Raw genomic sequence first — 17265 nt, forward strand, 5'->3', positions numbered from 1 at the left:
AGAACCGGGGGTGTCAGTGAATGAGAAGCCATCTAGAGCTAGCTCTCCATGACCCTCAATGAACTCACGAGCGGAAGCGCTAGCATGTACGTAGGACATTGCAGAGACGACTAATGGGTTGGGCTGCAAGAGCGCTTGCTTGGCAATAGCCAACGCGGCCGCACTTGGGGTGTGTGAGTCTCCGGGGAGATCAATGAGCACGTCACCCGCAGATGTGGCTATAGATTGAGATAGCCAATAGTCGCGGGGCTTGTGGTGATGCGTGAGTAGACCAAGGTCAGGGTCTTGGAAGGTTTTTGGTTTGCGCCAGAACATGGTCTAGGGCCTAACGCCTGAATTAAGCCGAGCCGCGAAGCGGCTTCGGCTTGAATGAATTGTTAGACCGCGTGCGCGGCATAGGGCAGCGCCCTGTCGGCAGATGTTTGGCTGATTGGGTGAGCCCAAAGTGAAACCGCCAGAACACCTACATGTAAAACCAACAGGAAGAGATTGCGGCGGTCAACGCGTGACCGCAGAGGCTCTGAATTGTTTGATTTCGTCATGGCATGACCCTCCTTTCCGGACATGTTCGGATTTTTGCAGACAACCTGCGTGGTGAGTTCTACCGACTGACGCTGCTCCAGAGTTTGCACTCCCCTATGCCGCGCGAATGGATCTTAGCTTTTCTAGTGGATCGTGTAGCGGCTCCAAAGCGGTCTAACGCCTGAATTAAGCCGAGCCGCGAAGCGGCTTCGGCTTGAACGAATTGTTAGGCCTCACGCAGAGACCTTGCGATGACGGAGGAAGAGACCAAGCATCATCCCCGCGACCATAGCTACGAACAGACTAAGCCACTCTAGCGCTACAAGCAGAAATGGAACATGTCCCAGCAGAGGCGAGAGCATGACGCCGGCGGCTATTGACAGTACCCAGTAAACAGAAAGCACCAAGAATGCGTGTAACAGCGTGCGGGCCGTTTGCCGAATTGAAAGATGGGTAAAGATTGCGAGGCCGGCGAAGAATGCAGCTATGTCACCGGACGAGAAGAGGGAGCTCGTGCCGGGCGAAAAGAACCCGACTGCCATTCCGATCACGAATTGGACGGCGAACAAGAACAAGCCGTAAGTCAGGATCTTTTTCCAGCTAATCATGAAATTCTCTATGAGGCCTAACGCCTGAATTAAGCCGAGCCGCGAAGCGGCTTCGGCTTGAATGAATTGTTAGGCGCGTGCCCGGGAAACTCCAAACAGAGGTACTGCTGCGCCCTACGAACAGGAGAATTGTACGGTAGCGAGAGAATGTCACTGGCCCAAGTTATGAACTGCGGTACGACCGACGTCTCGACGAACTCCCGAGCATCACGGGCCAGGGACGATGGGACTACGCCCGCCCGGATATAGAACCGCTCATGTGCCACGTTTGGATTGGGTGGCCAAAAGTACGCGTCAAAGAAGATGCGGGAATTAACGTGGCGCAGAGAGGTTTCGACAGTGATGCCGGCCGAGCGAAGTGCATCCTCAAGGCTGGATGAGCGAAGCACGAAGCTTGTGCCTTTTGGAAGGGGCTCTTTCTCGATAAGCATCTGCACGCGCCTAACGCCTGAATTAAGCCGAGCCGCGAAGCGGCTTCGGCTTGAATGAATTGTTAGACGCGAGTGCCACGCCCTTGGAGTCGCAAGGAATTATGCTGGCAATCTCCACCTTGTTGCATAGGACAGTGCCGTCCTGGTCCATGTGCGACTCAAAGTCCACCTGCAAAAGATCGCCAACGCGGCTAAACGAGAGGCTTGCGAGGCAGTCATCCGAGTAGCCGGGTGGGAGAGAGCTACTTTGCATATCGTGCATCACGATCGTGACGCGGTGGTGCTTTTCCAAAGCGTAGTAGCCAGCCGAATCAACCTGATCGGTCATGGCGAATAGATGAACGGTCACCGTGAAGGCGCCGGCATCGCTATGGGTTGCCAGAACGTTGGCATCGTGAAATGACGGCCAGTAACCCATGGCCTCAACGAGTGCTTTTCCATTTTCAACCAACTGTGATGTTTCCATCGCGCCTAACGCCTGAATTAAGCCGAGCCGCGAAGCGGCTTCGGCTTGAATGAATTGTTAGGCACGCCGCACGGGAGCGCCAAGGGCCCAATGCTAACGTGCCCGGAACGCGCGTTGCTTAGCTGGAACGCCATGAGCCCCCTCCCGAACTTGCTCAAGCATGACGAGGCGCTTGAAGAAGGCCTTGCGGCCTTGCGATGTGCCGCCATTCTCGTAGCCCCACAAGCAACGGCCTATCTCAGCATTGAGCTGATCTAGCGGCAATTCCGCCAGGACATCGGGATCTTGTTCTTTGATGATGGGAGTCGCCATTGCGGGCCTAACTACGATTAGACCTCAAAACGAGGTGTAACACGGATTGTGGACATGGCACCTGAGGCCGGTCAATCAGATTTTCGCAAGCTACTCAAAGATCTATAGCGACACCTCGATTCGGTTGGGCGTGAAACATTGAGGGTGTTTAACTGCATGGGAACCATCTAGCGCCCGGCACCGATTCCCTTGCGGTCATAAGCAGTTCGCGGGCTAGACTGACAAGGCCCAAACCGCTCAAGAAGTTTCGACACAGGGGAAGCACTTACTTTGTGGAAGCGGGACACCGATACCGCTCGCCCGCTTCACCCCCGCAGACACGACCGCCTCCGCCGACTATCCTGCGATTCGTCCACGCGCCCAACCGTAACCAGGAACCCCGATGAATCCGAACACCCAACAGGACCTCGCCCGACTGTTCATGCGCATCGTCCTGGGCGCGCTGATCCTGCTGCACGGCATCGCCAAGCTCAAAGGCGGTATGGGCGGCATTGTCGGGCTGGTCGAGTCGCACGGCCTGCCGGGCTTCCTGGGCTATGGCGTGCTGCTGGGCGAGGTGTTGGCGCCGATCCTGCTGATCATCGGCTGGCATGCGCGCGTCGGCGGTGCGCTGATCGCGATCAACATGCTGTTCGCGATCTTCCTGGTCCACCTGGGCCAGCTCAACAATCTCAACGACCAGGGCGGCTGGGCCTTGGAGTTGCAGGCCATGTTCCTGGTCTCGGGCGTGGCCCTGGCCCTGCTCGGTCCGGGCAGCTTCAGCGCCAACGGCAAGTAAGCGCGGCCCATTCCGCGGACGCGACCACACGGTTGCGTCCGTCGCGCTTGGTCGCGTACGGGGACCGATCGGCGCAAGTGGGCAATGGCCCGCCCACGCTCATCGAAAGCGGCGCCGCGGCGGCCGTAGCGCGGCCACCGGCGCAACCACGCGCAACGCGCGCAGGCCGGCGGCCCAAGCCGCTTACAGCCTGTGCACGCGGAACTTGCGCCCCTTGATCTTGCCTTCGCGCAGACGCGCCAGCGCCTGCGCAGCCTGCGCGCGCGCGACCGCGACGTAGGAGCGGGTCGGGAACACGTCGATCTTGCCGACCTGGTCGGCCTTGAGTCCGGCATCGCCGGTGAGGGCGCCGAGCACGTCGCCGGGGCGCAGCTTGTCGGTACGGCCGGCGTCGATGCGCAGGGTCGTCATCGGCGCGACCGGCACGTTGCTGGCCTTGCCGGCCAGCGGTGCAGCGCGTTCCCAGCGCAGCGGCCGGCCCTGGCGCTCCTCGATCGGTTGGGCGCGCGCGACTTCGCGCGGGCTGCACAGGCTCAGCGCGACGCCGCCGCGGCCGGCGCGACCGGTGCGGCCGATGCGGTGGATATAGACGTCCGGATCGGTCGGCAGCTCATAGTTCACCACCGCCGACAGCTCGTGCACATCCAGGCCGCGCGCGGCGACGTCGCTGGCGACCAGCACGTTGCAGCTGCGGTTGGCGAAGCGCACCAGCACTTCGTCGCGGTCGCGCTGCTCCATGTCGCCGTGCAGGGCCAATGCGGTGAAGCCGTAGTGGCTCAGCGAGCCGACCACTTCCTCGGTGTCGCGGCGCATGTTGCAGAACACCACGCAGGAGTCGGGGCGGAACTCCAGCAGCAGCGCGGCCAGCAGCGGCGTCTTCTTGGCCGGCTCGACTTCGTAGAAATGTTGTTCGACCGCGGGCTGATCGGCGGCCCCCTCGACCGTGACCTCGACCGGCTCGCGCATCATCTTCGCGGCCAGGCTGCGGATCGCGTCCGGGAAGGTGGCCGAGAACAACAGGGTCTGGCGCTTGCGCGGGGTCTTGCCGACCAGTTCGCGGATCGGCTCTTCGAAGCCCATGTCGAGCATGCGGTCGGCCTCGTCCAGTACCAGCACCGAGACCGCGTCCAGACGCAGCGCCTGCTTGCGCACCAGTTCCTGCAGGCGCCCGGGCGTGCCGACCACGACGTGCGGGGCATGCTCCAGCGAGGCCAGCTGCGGCCCCAGCGGCATGCCGCCGCAGAGCACCGAGATCTTCAGATTGGGAATCGCGAAGGCGAGCTTGCGCAGCTGACGCCCAACCTGATCGGCCAGTTCGCGGGTCGGGCACAGCACCAGGGCCTGGGTCCGGCCATCGGCCGGGTCCAGCCGATGCAGCAGGCCCAAGCCGAATGCGGCGGTCTTGCCGCTGCCGGTCGGGGCCTGCGCGATCAGGTCGCGGCCTTCCAGCAGGGCCGGCAGGCCCTGGGCCTGGATGGGGGTCATGCGCTCGTAGCCGAGCGCGGCCACGCCCTGCAACAGGGCGGGCGACAGCGGGAGGGAGGCGAAATCGTCGGTCTGGCTCATGCGCCATGATCGCAGCATTGGCCCGAGCCTGCGCTCCAACGTCGCCGCGCGGGCCCGCCGCGCCGTATGCTGCCCACGCAGGCACGGCCCAGGGACGGCCGCCGCGGCCAGATCGGACGCTAGACGGAGCGCGTGCATGGAACCGCAATTCCTCCACATCCGGGTGCTGCTCGGCATCATCCTGGGCCTGGCGATCACCACCCTGCTCAAGGGCATGGCGCGCTTCGTCCAGCACCCCGGCCGGGACCGCATCTATTGGGTGCACCTGGGCTGGGCGGTGTCGATGTTCATCGCGCTCATCCATTTCTGGTGGTGGGAGTTCCGCCTGATCCACGTCCATGCGTGGACCATCACCGCTTACGCGTTCCTGATCTTCTACGTGGTGGTGCTGTTCCTGCTGTGCACCCTGCTGTTCCCCGACGACATCGGCGACTACAGCGGCTGGCAGGATTACTTCCAATCCCGGCGCAAATGGTTCTTCGGGATCATGGCGCTGAGCTATCTGATCGACTTCATCGACACCGCGATCAAGGGCAGCGTGTATTTCCACAGCCGCGGCCCCGAGTACCCGTTGCGCAACCTCGCCTTCGTGCTGATGTGCCTGATCGCGATGCGCACACGCTCGGAACGGTTCCACCGCGTGTTCGTGGTTGTGGCCATCCTCTACGAGCTGTCCTGGATCTACCGTCTGTACAACTTCGTCGACTGAGCACCGGAGCGCAAGGCATGGATGCGGAAACCCTGAGGTTCCTGATCACGATAGTCGGCGCGACCGCCACTTTCTGTTGGGGCCTGTGGACCTGGCGCACCGCGCGGCGCGATCAATTGCAGGCGCAGCGCCAGGAAGGCGAGCGGCTGGCCGAGGCGCGGCGCATCGAAGCGACCCGGCCCTTCCTGGAAAAGCAGCTGGAGCTCTACGCCGAAGCGGCGCGGGTGTGCGCGCGCATCGCATCCGCGCACGACGGCGCCGACGCCGTCGCCCGCTTCTGGGAGTTGTATTGGGGCGAACTTGCGCTGGTGGAGAACCGCGAGGTCGAAGCCAAGATGGTGCAGTTCGGGCAGGCGCTGCAGTACATGCCCGAGGATCGCTCGGAACTGCGCCATCGCGCGCTGGAGCTTGCGGCCGCCTGCCGCGCGTCGCTGGCCCGATCCTGGGGCGTGGACGCCTGGGTCGCGCCGGATCTGGCCTCGGAACGCTCCGGACCGCCGAAGCGGGCATAGCGCTCGCGCAACGGACCGCACGGCCGCGCCGCCGCCCGTCGGCGGCCGCTTGACAACGGCATCGGCTGGAAATAAATATTTAGCAAATTAGTTAAATCATGAAATCAAGCCCGCGCCGAGCCTCGTTACGGGACCGCCAAAGGCTTAGCCGGAGTCCGCCATGCATGCACTGCCCGACAGCCTGAGCTCGCACCGCGTGCGCGCCCAGCCCGATGCCGCCGCCGCGGTGCGCGCCGTCAGCGAAGGCCACGTGGTCTGGGAACCGGTGCGCTCCTTGTGGTTCACGGCGATGGCCGCGGGCGCGATCGTCGGCGGCGCGTTGCACTTCACTTGGGCAGCCTTAGTCTTGTTCGTGCTCAGTACTGCGACCGTGCTGCTGCTCGGCCACTCGCTGGGCATGCACCGCAAGCTGATCCACGACAGTTTCGACTGCCCTAAGTGGCTGGAGTACCTGCTGGTCTACTGCGGCGTGCAGGTCGGCCTGGCCGGTCCGCTCGGCCTGGTCCGCAGCCACGACCTGCGCGACTACGCCCAGCGCCTGCCCGATTGCCACGACTACCTCGCCCATCGCCGGCCGTTCCTGGTCGACGCCTGGTGGCAGTTGCACTGCGAACTGCGGCTGGCCGATCCGCCGCCGATCGCGATCGAAGCGCGCATCGCCGACGACCGCGTCTATCGCTTCCTGCAACGCAGCTGGATGGCCCAGCACCTGCCCTGGGCACTGCTGTTCTTCGCCCTGGGCGGTTGGGGCTGGGTGTTCTGGGGCGTGTGCGCACGCGTGACGGCGGGCGTGTTCGGGCATTGGCTGGTCGGCTACTTCGCCCACAACCACGGCGGCATGCATCACGAAGTACGCGGCGCCGCGGTGCAAGGGCGCAACGTGCGCTTCGCTTCGCTGCTGACCATGGGCGAGAGCTGGCACAACAACCATCACGCGTTTCCGGGCTCGGCGCGGCTGGGGCTGTATCCGGGCGAATGGGATCCGGGCTGGTGGACGCTGCGCGCGCTGGAGCGGATCGGATGGGCGAGTCGATTGCGCGAGCCCGCGGACCTGCCGCGACGACCCGAACTGCAGCGCTTACCGGAACCTGAGCCGGCACCCTGCGCGTTCTGCCAAGGCCTGCGCGCGCGGGTGCTGTCGTGAGCGCGCCCGCCCCTGGATCGCCCACTACCGCACCTGCGCGCCGAACCTGGCTGTGGCCATTGCTGGCGGGACTGGTCGCCGGCATCACCTTGCGACTGGTGTTCAACGGCCGGCTCGACGGCCGCTACGAAACCATGATGCTGTCGTTCGTTCTGCTGGCGCCGCTGCTGGTCGGCATGGTCGCCGTCTACGTAGCCGAACGTCACGTGCGCCGCAGCTGGGGCACCTATGCGGGCGTCGGCGCGATGGCGAACCTGATCTTCGTCGCCGGCACCTTGCTCACCAGCCTGGAGGGTGCGATCTGCGTGTTCTTGGCGCTGCCGGTGTTCGTCGTCATCGGCAGTTTCGGCGGCTTGCTGATGGGTGCGATCTACCGCTATCTGAAGCGCCCGCGCCAGACGCTGTACGGCTTCATGCTGCTGCCGCTGGTATTGGGGGCGATCGAGAACCCGCACCCCGAAGGCCGGGTCGAACGCATCGAGCGCCGCATCCTGATCGCCGCGCCGCCCGCGGAAGTCTGGCGCCAGCTGATGACCGCCGACGCGATCCGCCCGGACGAAGTCGATGCCGCCTGGACCTACCGCATCGGCGTGCCCAAGCCGCTGGCCGGGATCGTGCGGCAAACGCCGACCGGACTGGTGCGCGAGGTGCGCATGGGCAAGGGCATCCACTTCCAGCAGATGTCGACCGACTGGAGGCCGCAGCGCTACGTGAGCTGGCGCTACCATTTCGATGAAGATTCGGTGCCGGCCGGCGCCCTCGACGACCACGTGCGCATCGGCGGCGAGTACTTCGAACTGCTCGACACCGCCTACACCCTGACCCCGCGCGCCGGCGGCACCGAGCTGGCGATGACCCTGGACTACCGCGTCAGCACCGCCTTCGACTGGTACGCCGCGCCGCTGGGACGCTGGCTGCTGGGCGGCCAAAGCGAGACCCTGCTGTCGTTCTACCGACGCCGCGCCGAGGCCCGCCACCGGCCGGCGGCGCCCCCGACCTCCGGTTGACCCCACCACCCGCTACGTTGCCCAAACCGGCTGTGATGTTTCCCCCCACGCCGCGAATCATGTGTTGGACTAAGGCGGAACCGGCGGCATCGGCATGGAACGGTTGGGGTTGGAGGGGACGGCTGGCATGGACAACGCGCGGCAACGCTTCGGCGAGCTGCTGGAGGCGCATCGCAAGATCGTCTTCAAGGTCGGCAACACCTATTGCCGGCATCCCGACGACCGCGCCGACCTGGCCCAGGAGATCGCAACCCAGCTGTGGCGCGCGTACCCGAGCTACGACCCGGCGCGGTCGTTCTCGACCTGGATGTACCGGATCGCGCTGAACGTGGCGATCTCGTTCGTGCGCAGCGACGGTCCGCGCCGACGCAACGCCGTGCCGCTGGACCAGGACCTGCACGAACTGCCCGACGAACGCGCCGGCGACCACGAAGCCGCGCAGCGCGTGCGCGATCTGCACCGCTTCATCGGCCAGCTCGAACCGCTCAATCGCGCCTTGTTGCTGCTGTACCTGGAAGACCGCAGCTACCGCGAGATCGCCGATGTGCTCGGCATCAGCGAAACCAACGTCGCCACCAAGATCAGCCGGCTCAAACAACGCATCCGCAGCGAACTGCCGGGCTGAGCACGGCGCGCGCGAACTCTTCCCACCCCGCGGCACACGACACGATGGGCGCACTCACGATGGAACTCGACGATCTCAAACAAGCCTGGCAGGACCTCGACCGCAAGCTCGAGCGCCAGCACGCCATGGACCTGCTGCGCTTCCGCGAGGAACGCGGCAGGCGCCTGAAGTCCGGTCTATGGCCGCTGGTCCTAGGGCAGGCCCTGCAGATGCTGTTCGGCCTCGCGATGCTGCTGCTCGGCGTCGAGCTGTGGACCAGCCACCACGATGTCCCGCACCTGTTGGTGTGCGGCCTGATCGTGCACGTCTACGGCGTGGCCCTGATCGCCTGCGGCGGCATGGTGCAGGCGATGATCGCGGCGGTGGACTACTCGGCGCCGGTGCTGGATATCCAGAAGCGCTTGGCGCGCTTGCGCAAGTTCTACGTGCGCACCGGCATGGTCGTGGGCCTGGCCTGGTGGCTGATCTGGATGCCGGTCATGGCGGCGGTCTTCATGATCCTGTTCGGCGCGGACCTGTACCTCAACGCGCCGTCGGTGTTCGCGATCGGCGCCGCGGTCGGTGTGGCCGGCCTGCTCGCGACCTGGTGGTTCCACCGCTGGTCGCGCCAGCCCAGCCGCCCGCGCCTGGCCAAAGCGATGGAAGACAGCGTCACCGGCCGCAGCCTGCGTCGCGCCCAGGCCCTGGCCGACGAGATCGCGCGCTTCGAGCGCGACTGAGCCGCGCGAAGGCGCGGCAGGCACTCAGAGTTGGATCGACGACAACACGCGCCGACGCGATCGCGGCGCTTTCCCCCGCGGCCGGCTCAACCGGCCGCTTTTTTCGCACGCCGGCTTTCGCGCTTGAGCGGACCGCCGACCGGGCAGATCTCGAACGCGAACTGGGTCAGGGTGTTGACCAGGTTGTCGGGCACCAGCTTGTAGACCACGAACTGCCCGCGCCGCTCGCTGTCGATCAGGCCGGCATTGACCAGCACCGACAAATGGCGGGAGACCGCGGGTGCGCTCATGTTGAAACGCGCAGCGATATCGCCGGCCGGCAGTTCCTGCTCGGACAGATAGGCCAGAATCTGCCGCCGCGGCGTGGACGCCAGCGCTTCGAAGATCTTGTCCTGTTTCATAACTGAGCGCTCATGGCTGGGCTTACGTGATCGGAACGACGACGGCCCGCGAGGGCCGGGGTGCAGGTATCGCGCCGCGCGAGAACATCATAGCCCTCCGCGTCGCGCCGGTATGAGCGCGGGCGAAACCGGCCGCGCGCGGCGGCCGGAATCCGTACGCGAGCGAGCCGCGGCGGGTTGCGTGAACCCGTCGCGGCCCGGCGCTGCGGCGTCTTGCGGCGTCGCAAGGCGGCCTCAGCGCAGATGCGCCGGCAGCGGCGGCGGCGCGCCGTGGCCGGCAGCGGCGGCGATTTCCTGCTCGTAGCGCAGGTCCTTCATCCAGCCCGAGACCACCCGGCCGTAGCGCGAGATCATCATCATGTTGAAGAAGTGCATGGCGCCGAGCATCAGCACCGAGACGCCGATCTTGCTGCCGATATGGGCGATCGGGTTGCTGATCAGGGCGTCGGCGCTCCAACCGTCCAGGCGGACCGCGATGAAGCCGACGTTGATGAGGTAGAAGCCGACCACGAGCAGGTGATTGGTCGATTTGGCCAGGATTTCGTTCTGGCCGAAGCACATCACCAGGAACACCTCGCCGTTGCGCGACAGGGTCCGGGCCACCCAGATGGTCATGGCGATGGAGATGGCCAGGTAGGCCAACAGGCTGAGCTGGGTCAGCAGTTGTTCGTTGATCATGGTCGTCCGCCTCTATGGTTTAGTCATTTGCTTATTTAACTAAAATGCTAAATCAATGCCAAACGAAGTCAAGCGCCGTCCGTCGGGCGACGCGGGACAGGATGAGGATGGGAGGGTCGAACGCCGGCGTTAGGGGCAGGCGAGGCCGCGGCTGGGCGGACCAGGGATCGCAGCGTGAGTAGGCCGCCGGGAGCGGCCATGGCGCTAAGTCGGGGATGTACAGGGCCTCTAGGCCCAGGCGGCGGCGCTACACCACCGCTCGCCAAGCCGGGCAGGACGATGCAAACCGCAACGCCCTGCCCCGCATTGCTGCGGCGCGGATCAGGCGCGCGCGCGCTTCGGAAAACCGACCATGCGCTTGAGGTCTTCGTCCCACAGCTTCAGTCGCGCGCACTTGAGGCTGGACCACAGGGTCAGCTTGGGCGCGGCCTGCAGCAGCGGGCTGGACTCGTAAGCCTCGCGCAGACGGTAGTTCGGGATGCGGCTGGCGAGATGGTGGATGTGGTGGTAACCGATGTTGCCGGTGAACCAATGCATCACCCGCGGCAGGTCGTAGAACGAGCTGCCGGCGATCGCGGCCTCATGCGAGTTCCAATCGTCCTTGCGCGTCCAGTAAGCGTCTTCGAAGGTGTGCTGGACGTAGAACAGCCACACGCCCATCGCGCCGGCCAGCAGCACGATCGGCAGATGCACCATCAGCACGGTGTGCCAGCCGATCGTAAAGCCCATCGCGACGAAGGCGACGATCAGCATGAGGTTATTGAGCAGCACGCTCGCCCATTCCTTCTTCCAGGTGAAGGGCAGGTCGAACGGGAAGCGGTGCTTGAGCACGAACTGGTACATCGGGCCGATGCCCAGCAGTACCGGCGTGCTGCGGTAGAAACGGTAGCTCATGCGGCCGAGCCAGGAACGCGCGCGGTACTCGGCGACGGTCAGGGTCTCGATGTCGCCCATCTCGCGGCGGTCGAGGTTGCCCGAGGTGCCGTGGTGGACGGCGTGGGTCTTCTTCCAGTAGCCGTAAGGGAACAGGGTCACCAGGCCCAGGCAGCGGCCGACGATGTCGTTGGCGCGGCTGCTGGCGAAGAACGAACCGTGTCCGCAATCGTGCTGGATGATGAAGATGCGCACGTACAGGCCTGCCGCGGGCAGCGACAGCAGCAGCGTCCAGCCGTAGCCCCACTGCGCGACCACGCTCCAGGCCATCAAGGTCCAGATCGCGGCGAAAGGAACCAGGGTGTTGATCAGTTGCCAGACCGCTCGTCCCAGGTGCGGCTTGGCGAAGCGCGCGCACAGCTGGCGCAGGTTGGGTACGGAAGCTTGCGTATCGTCTGCGGCGCTCAAGCGGGATTCTCCAGATGAAGCCCCATTGTCGGCGTCGGCTGATGTCCTAGCAATGACGTTCGCTGGCGTATGGTTGTGATCGTCATTCAGATTCGCAGCGCCGGCCCCATCGCCGCTACCCTATCGGCATGGCCGCCTGGCACGTCTACCTGATCGAATGCCGCGACGGCAGCCTCTACACCGGGGTCGCGGTCGATGTGGCGCGCCGTTACGCCCAGCACACGGCCGGCAAAGGCGCCCGCTACACCCGCTCGCATCCGCCGCTGCGGCTCCTGGTCAGCTTCGAATACCCGGACCGATCGGCGGCCTTGCGCGCGGAATATGCGATCAAGCGGCTCAGTCCGGAGCGGAAATGGGCCTTGGGGGCCGGGGCTCGACCGCCGTCGGGCTGAACCGAGGGCTGAGCGGGAGCAAAACATCGACTTGGGCGGACCCTTGGGTCAGCCAGGGAAAGGGGCCTGCAGGCGCAGCGGGCGGAAGCCTTTGGGCTTGGGTAACGAAACCATCGCAGAGGCGGCGGAGTTCGCGATCGCGGCTTACGCCGCTCCTACCCCATGGCTAAGCGGAGGAGATCCGGCGGCCGAGAGAGGCCGGCGGCGATGCGCTTGGCCCCAGCCGAGGTTGCCTCTAGGCGCCGGCGTTCGGGATCAGCACGATCTTGCCGGCTCGCTCGCCGGCAGCGGCGGCCGCGACCGCTTGCTTGATCCGATCGATCCCGTACGTCGCCTGCACCCGCGCATGCAACTTGCCCTGCGCGATCAAGCCGGCCAGCTCGCCGAACAAGGCCGCCCGTTGCTCCGACGGCGCGTTGCGGTACCAGCGCGCCAGCCAGAACCCGCGCAGGGCCACATCGCGGAACACCAGCGACGCCGGCGACATGGCGCAGGGCTCGCCGCTCATGGCGCCGTAATTGACCACCACTCCGCCTTCGCCCAGGCATTGCGCCAGACGCTCGGTCGCCAGACCGCCGACCGCGTCCACGCCGAGCCGGATCTTCGCGCCGCCGGTCGCCTCGCGCACGCGCTTGGCCAGATCGTCGCCGTCGACCAGCACCGCGTCGGCGCCGAGCGCGAGCACGTCCTCGCGCGCCGACTCGCGGCGCACCACGTTGAGCGTCTTCAGTCCGCGCAAGGCGGCCAGTTGCACCAGATAGCCGCCGACCGCGGAATTGGCCGCGTTCTGGATCACCCACTCGCCCGGCTCCAGGTCGACGAATTCCGACAGCAGCAGGCGCGCGGTCGGCGGATTGACCGTGATCATCGACAGCTGCACCGGATCGGCGTCGTCGGGCAAGGGCGTCAACGAGCGCGCGTCGGCCACCACGTGCGTGGCCCAGGTCCCGCCGCCGATCGGCAGCAGCACGGTACGGCCGAGCGCGGGCGTGGACACGCCGTCGGCCAGGGCCAGCACGCGTCCCACGCCTTCGTTGCCGCCGACCGCCGGCAAGGGCGGCAGGATGCCGTACTGACCGGTCAGGGTCAGCAGGTCGGAGGGGTTGATCGGCGCCGCCAGCACTTCCACCAGCGCCTGGCCCGGTCCCAATGCGGGCACCTCGCACGCCACCGCTTCGATCACGTCCTGCGGCACCGGGCCGCGCGTCGCATACCTGGCCTGCTTCATGTCCGCACCCATCGTGGTCGCCCGCGCTCGGGCAAGAACGCCCACGTTACTCCGCCCGCTGCGAATCTGCGGCTTGCGCGTCGGCGTCGGCACTGCGACCCTGCGCATCGTTCTCCACGCGCCGGTGCCATGTCCCCGATCGAATTCGAACTCGACCGCGATCACGTCGAACTCAACCAGTTGCTGAAACTGGTTGGCCTGGCCCACAGCGGCGGCACTGGCAAGGCCATCGTCGCCAGCGGCGCGGTCACGGTCGACGGCCAGGTCGAGCTGCGCAAGACCTGCAAGATCCACGCCGGCCAGGTGGTGCGTCTGCAAGGGGTCGAAATCCGGGTGGTCGCGGCACGCTGAGTCGCGCGGCGGCCCACGGCGGGCAGCCCTGACTTTGGTTGGGCGACGAACGGCAGCGGGCCGGCCCACCGCCATCGCGCACCATGCGCCGATGCAGCCCTCGCCCGCCGCCGCCCGCCGTCATGCCGCGATCGCCCTCGCGGTCGCCGCCTCCGCCTACCTGGGCTCGCTCTACGTCCTGCAGCGACTGCCTGGCGCAAGCCTGGCCGATCCCTTGTTCCTGTTCGGCGTGATCGGGCTGGCGTTCCCGGCATTGGCCTGGGCGCTGACCCGCAAGCCGCAGCATCGGCCGCGTGCGCGGGGCCGCTCGCGCCTGCCGGGCGTGCTGATCTATCTGGCGGTGTTCTCGCTGCTGATCCTGGGCTGGGGCTTCAGCGCGATCAACCAGGCCGTGCCCGAGGACCCGGCGCAGTCGCTCGCCAAGCTCGCCTTGAAGCTGCTGACGATGGTGCTGCTGCCGGCCTGGCTGTTCCTGCGCCTGCGCGAGCGCGGCCCGGCGCCGTTCGGAGCGCGCCGGCTGTGGCTGGTGTTCGCGTTGATGTCGCTGGCCTACCTGGCGATGCAGGCGGTGTTCGGACGCGGCTTGATGTCCTTGTCGCAACTCGCCCCGGCCGCGATCACCCTGCTGTGGGCGATACCGCTGTGCTGGGTCTGGCAGACGCTGGAAGCGGGCCTGTGCGAGGAGTTCCTGTTCCGCCGCGTGCTGCAGGAACAGCTCGCGCTCGCCACCGGCTCGCAGGTCGCGGCAGTCGCCTGGGCCTCGCTGCTGTTCGGCCTGGCGCACGCGCCGGGCCTGTACCTGCGTGGCGCCAGCCTGCTCGAAGGCGTGGCCGAACCCACGCCGGGCTGGGCCGTCGCCTATTCGATCGCGATGATCGCGCCCGCCGGCATCGCCTTCGGCGTGCTGTGGGCGCGCACCCGTTCGCTGTGGCTGATCGTGCCGCTGCACGGCATGGTCGATCTGATCCCGCAACTGGCGCCCTTCATCCGCGAGTGGACCGGCGCGGCCTGAGGCGTGCCGTGTTTGAAGCGCGCCGTACCGGCGTGCCGCGCCCGCGTCAGGCGATCGGCAGCTCCTCGTCGGCGCGGCACAAGGCGTCGTGCAGTTGCCGGACTTCCTCGGCCTGCGGATCGACCGCGCCAGCGTCGCCGAGGCTGGCGACGTAGCGGCAGGACGCGTGGCCCAGCGCCGCGGCCGCGTAATCGGCCAGCCACTGCCGTCGTTCCGGCAGCTCGGCCTGTTCCGGCGACCACACCGCGACGGTCGGTTTGATCTTGCGCTTCATGCCGATACGCCACGGCTTCGGACTCACGCGTGCGCGGAAGCAGTTCTGCACCGCGCACATGGTCGCGTAGAGCCCGTCGGCGCCCAGCGCGCGGAAGCTGTCGACCACCTCAGGCTCGCGCGGCGCGAAGCGGCGGTGCATCGCCAGCAGTCGGAAGCCGGCCGGGGTGCGGTAGACGCGCAGGTGCCAGTCCGGCCGCTGCGCCGCGAAAGCGTCGATACGCTCGCGGGCGCGCCGTTCCGGCCCGCCGTTGGCGGCGTGCGCGCGTTTGCGCAGCCGGCCGACCACGAACAAGGCCACAATCAAGCCGACGAAGAACCCACCGATGCCCAACCCTATCGAGCGCTGCCACAGGCCCAGGGCCACCGCGGCGATCAGCACCAGAACCACGGCGATGCTGGATAGTCCGTCGCTGACCGGCTCGTCGAAGTCGACGTCGACGAACAGCACGTCCGGGGTGTTCAGGCATAGCGCGCCGTAGCTGTTGCGGGTGATCACCGCTTCGCCGTGGCGGTCGACGATCTCCTCGCGGATCGGCAGGCCCTGGCTGCCGCCGTAGCCGACTTTGCGTTCGAGGCGCGGCAGCTTTTCGCCGGCGACGACGCGATCGAAGGCTTCGCGCACGCGCGCCTGCGCATGCGCCTGGGCTTCGGCCAGGCTCACGTCCGACCAACCGAATCGGCGCACCGTGATCTGGCGCCGGTGCGTGCGCTGTTGCAGGCGCGCCTCGGCCCAATAGGCTGGAACGATCATCCGCGAGCACCCTCCCCTTGAGTGGATCGCGATTCTAGCCGCAGGTCCGGCGCCACGGTCGGCCCGCTCGTGGCCGCGCATGCCGATGGCGAGATGCCGATGGGCAGTCCCGGCCGCCCCGTCCCGGACCGACGCGAATGCGGCCGGACGCGTCCTGAATCGGACACAAGTCACGTTATCATTGGCGTGCGAGTCGCCAGGGCGCCGGTCCGCCGTCGCCGCGCTCGCTTGGGGACCGACCGTCCGGCCGATGGCTATGCCGCCATCGCGCCTGCGGCCGGACGGAAACGAACGGACTCCATCGGTGCCGGCATCGCGATGCCGGCTTTTTCGTTAGTCGTTGAAGGAATAACCGCACAATGAAGACCGCACACAGGGGAATTTCGCCCGGCAGCGCCACGCTGCTGGCCTGCGCGCTGGGCCTGGGCCTGTCGCTGACCGCCACGTCCGCCTCGGCGCAGCGCAAGAGCGCGCAGGAACAACGCGCCGAGCAGACCGCGCAGATTCCGACCTGCACCAAGAGCCTGGGCACGATCTCGGTCATCGAGCCCGAAGATTCGGTCAACTGGTGGAGCGGCCAGCAGCTGCCCGCACCCAGCAAGCTGATCAAGGTGTTCGTCAGCAAGTCGCGCTGCTTCACCCTGGTCGATCGCGGCGCCGGCATGGACATGGCCATGCGCGAACGCGAACTGGCCTCCAGCGGCCAGCTGCGCGGTCGTTCCAACGTCGGCAAGGGCCAGATCAAGGCCGCCGACTACGTGCTGGTACCGGACCTGATCGCGCAGAACAACGACGCCGGCGGCAACGCCATTGGCGGCCTGCTCGGTGGCCTGATCGGCGGCAAAGCCGGCGCGGTCGCGGGCAATCTCAATTTCCGCAAGAAGACCGCGGACGTGGTGCTGACCCTGACCGACGTACGCTCGTCCGAGCAGGTCGCCATGGCCGAAGGCCACGCCAAGAAGACCGACATCGGCTTCGGCGCCAGCGGCGCGCTGTGGGGCAGCAGCGGCCTGGGCGGCGCCGGCGTGTCCGGCTACGCCAACACCGAACTCGGCCAGGTCATCACCCTGGCTTATCTGCAGGCCTACACCGACCTGGTCGGCGAACTCGGCGGCGTGTCCGGCAACGCTTCGGCGTCCAACGCCCAGCAGGCCGTCACCGTGGTCAAGCCCGGCCGCCTGTACACCGACGCCAGCGGCAAGGGCAAGGTGGTGCGCTCGCTCGACGTCGGCATGATGCTTTACCCCACCGGCAACAAGCAGGGCACGATGTGGGAAGTCGAGGACGAGATGGGCAACAAGGGCTGGGTGTCTTCGCTCGCGCTCGAACTGTCCAAGTAAGTCCGTCGCCATCGCGATCGAGCAGGGGCCGCCGCGAGGCGGCCTTTTGCTTTGCGGGACGGGGCGTCGCCTGGCCCGGCCCGGTGCGCGCGGGCC

General features: G+C 66.6%; 20 protein-coding genes. 11 read left to right on the forward strand and 9 right to left on the reverse strand.

Annotated elements, in window-relative coordinates:
• From ASE10_RS21250 to ASE10_RS19015, 3 genes are all read right to left on the reverse strand, one after another.
• Positions 1–315: hypothetical protein (locus ASE10_RS21250; protein WP_235567586.1), on the reverse strand; the 315-nt coding region annotated here is incomplete at its 3' end.
• A 440-nt stretch (positions 316–755) separates the two neighbouring features.
• On the reverse strand, positions 756–1130 hold the full coding sequence (locus ASE10_RS19010; RefSeq protein WP_055901351.1) for a hypothetical protein: 375 nt from the start codon (positions 1128–1130) through the stop codon (positions 756–758).
• Between the two features lie 453 nt (positions 1131–1583).
• Complete coding sequence (locus ASE10_RS19015; RefSeq protein WP_082559576.1) at positions 1584–2027, reverse strand: Imm50 family immunity protein; 444 nt, start codon at positions 2025–2027, stop codon at positions 1584–1586.
• Positions 2028–2721: 694 nt separating this feature from the next.
• Here ASE10_RS19015 and ASE10_RS19020 point away from each other — a divergent pair.
• The gene (locus tag ASE10_RS19020; RefSeq protein ID WP_055901357.1) at positions 2722–3117 is read left to right on the forward strand and encodes a DoxX family protein; all 396 of its coding nucleotides are present in this window, start codon (positions 2722–2724) and stop codon (positions 3115–3117) included.
• A 183-nt stretch (positions 3118–3300) separates the two neighbouring features.
• Here ASE10_RS19020 and dbpA read toward each other — a convergent pair whose 3' ends face one another.
• Positions 3301–4683, reverse strand: coding sequence for an ATP-dependent RNA helicase DbpA (gene dbpA / locus ASE10_RS19025; protein ID WP_055901360.1), 1383 nt, complete (start codon positions 4681–4683; stop codon positions 3301–3303).
• 136 nt (positions 4684–4819) lie between these two features.
• On the opposite strand from dbpA, the gene ASE10_RS19030 reads away from it, so the two are divergent.
• From ASE10_RS19030 to ASE10_RS19055, 6 genes are all read left to right on the forward strand, one after another.
• Positions 4820–5392 carry a hypothetical protein gene (locus tag ASE10_RS19030; RefSeq protein WP_055901363.1) on the forward strand — a complete coding sequence of 191 codons (573 nt, stop codon included), beginning with the start codon at positions 4820–4822 and terminating at the stop codon, positions 5390–5392.
• A 17-nt stretch (positions 5393–5409) separates the two neighbouring features.
• Positions 5410–5904 carry a hypothetical protein gene (locus ASE10_RS19035; protein ID WP_055901366.1) on the forward strand — a complete coding sequence of 165 codons (495 nt, stop codon included), beginning with the start codon at positions 5410–5412 and terminating at the stop codon, positions 5902–5904.
• Positions 5905–6064: 160 nt separating this feature from the next.
• A complete protein-coding gene (locus ASE10_RS19040) occupies positions 6065–7048 on the forward strand; it encodes an acyl-CoA desaturase (protein WP_082586154.1) in 984 nt (327 codons plus the stop codon).
• A gap of 59 nt (positions 7049–7107) precedes the next feature.
• On the forward strand, positions 7108–8055 hold the full coding sequence (locus ASE10_RS19045; RefSeq protein ID WP_056305803.1) for a hypothetical protein: 948 nt from the start codon (positions 7108–7110) through the stop codon (positions 8053–8055).
• A 127-nt stretch (positions 8056–8182) separates the two neighbouring features.
• Positions 8183–8680, forward strand: coding sequence for a sigma-70 family RNA polymerase sigma factor (locus tag ASE10_RS19050; RefSeq protein ID WP_055901371.1), 498 nt, complete (start codon positions 8183–8185; stop codon positions 8678–8680).
• 44 nt (positions 8681–8724) lie between these two features.
• Complete coding sequence (locus ASE10_RS19055) at positions 8725–9399, forward strand: hypothetical protein (protein ID WP_056305805.1); 675 nt, start codon at positions 8725–8727, stop codon at positions 9397–9399.
• Between the two features lie 86 nt (positions 9400–9485).
• Here the strand turns inward: ASE10_RS19055 and ASE10_RS19060 are convergent, their stop codons facing one another.
• The 3 genes from ASE10_RS19060 to ASE10_RS19070 all read right to left on the reverse strand — a co-directional run bounded on the left by ASE10_RS19060 (position 9486) and on the right by ASE10_RS19070 (position 11819).
• Positions 9486–9800 carry a metalloregulator ArsR/SmtB family transcription factor gene (locus tag ASE10_RS19060; protein WP_055901378.1) on the reverse strand — a complete coding sequence of 105 codons (315 nt, stop codon included), beginning with the start codon at positions 9798–9800 and terminating at the stop codon, positions 9486–9488.
• Between the two features lie 234 nt (positions 9801–10034).
• On the reverse strand, positions 10035–10478 hold the full coding sequence (locus ASE10_RS19065; protein ID WP_082559579.1) for a hypothetical protein: 444 nt from the start codon (positions 10476–10478) through the stop codon (positions 10035–10037).
• A gap of 321 nt (positions 10479–10799) precedes the next feature.
• On the reverse strand, positions 10800–11819 hold the full coding sequence (locus ASE10_RS19070; RefSeq protein ID WP_055901382.1) for a fatty acid desaturase: 1020 nt from the start codon (positions 11817–11819) through the stop codon (positions 10800–10802).
• Between the two features lie 128 nt (positions 11820–11947).
• Between ASE10_RS19070 and ASE10_RS19075 the strand changes: the two genes are divergently transcribed.
• Positions 11948–12211: a GIY-YIG nuclease family protein gene (locus tag ASE10_RS19075; protein ID WP_055901386.1), complete on the forward strand. Its 264-nt coding sequence runs from the start codon at positions 11948–11950 to the stop codon at positions 12209–12211.
• 235 nt (positions 12212–12446) lie between these two features.
• Here ASE10_RS19075 and ASE10_RS19080 read toward each other — a convergent pair whose 3' ends face one another.
• Positions 12447–13439 (reverse strand): zinc-dependent alcohol dehydrogenase family protein, encoded by a 993-nt coding sequence (locus ASE10_RS19080; protein ID WP_055901388.1) that lies wholly within the window; start codon positions 13437–13439, stop codon positions 12447–12449.
• 129 nt (positions 13440–13568) lie between these two features.
• Between ASE10_RS19080 and ASE10_RS19085 the strand changes: the two genes are divergently transcribed.
• Together ASE10_RS19085 and ASE10_RS19090 are read left to right on the forward strand one after the other, a co-directional pair.
• On the forward strand, positions 13569–13790 hold the full coding sequence (locus ASE10_RS19085) for an RNA-binding S4 domain-containing protein (RefSeq protein WP_055901390.1): 222 nt from the start codon (positions 13569–13571) through the stop codon (positions 13788–13790).
• Between the two features lie 91 nt (positions 13791–13881).
• Positions 13882–14802: a CPBP family intramembrane glutamic endopeptidase gene (locus tag ASE10_RS19090; RefSeq protein WP_055901393.1), complete on the forward strand. Its 921-nt coding sequence runs from the start codon at positions 13882–13884 to the stop codon at positions 14800–14802.
• 46 nt (positions 14803–14848) lie between these two features.
• Here the strand turns inward: ASE10_RS19090 and ASE10_RS19095 are convergent, their stop codons facing one another.
• Entirely contained in the window at positions 14849–15829 is a 981-nt protein-coding gene (locus tag ASE10_RS19095) for a hypothetical protein (RefSeq protein ID WP_055901397.1), read from the reverse strand.
• A gap of 359 nt (positions 15830–16188) precedes the next feature.
• Between ASE10_RS19095 and ASE10_RS19100 the strand changes: the two genes are divergently transcribed.
• Positions 16189–17169, forward strand: coding sequence for a CsgG/HfaB family protein (locus tag ASE10_RS19100; protein WP_055901400.1), 981 nt, complete (start codon positions 16189–16191; stop codon positions 17167–17169).
• Positions 17170–17265 lie beyond the last annotated feature (96 nt).

This window comes from Lysobacter sp. Root76 (assembly GCF_001428685.1).
In the GTDB taxonomy this organism is placed as follows: Bacteria; Pseudomonadota; Gammaproteobacteria; order Xanthomonadales; family Xanthomonadaceae; genus Lysobacter.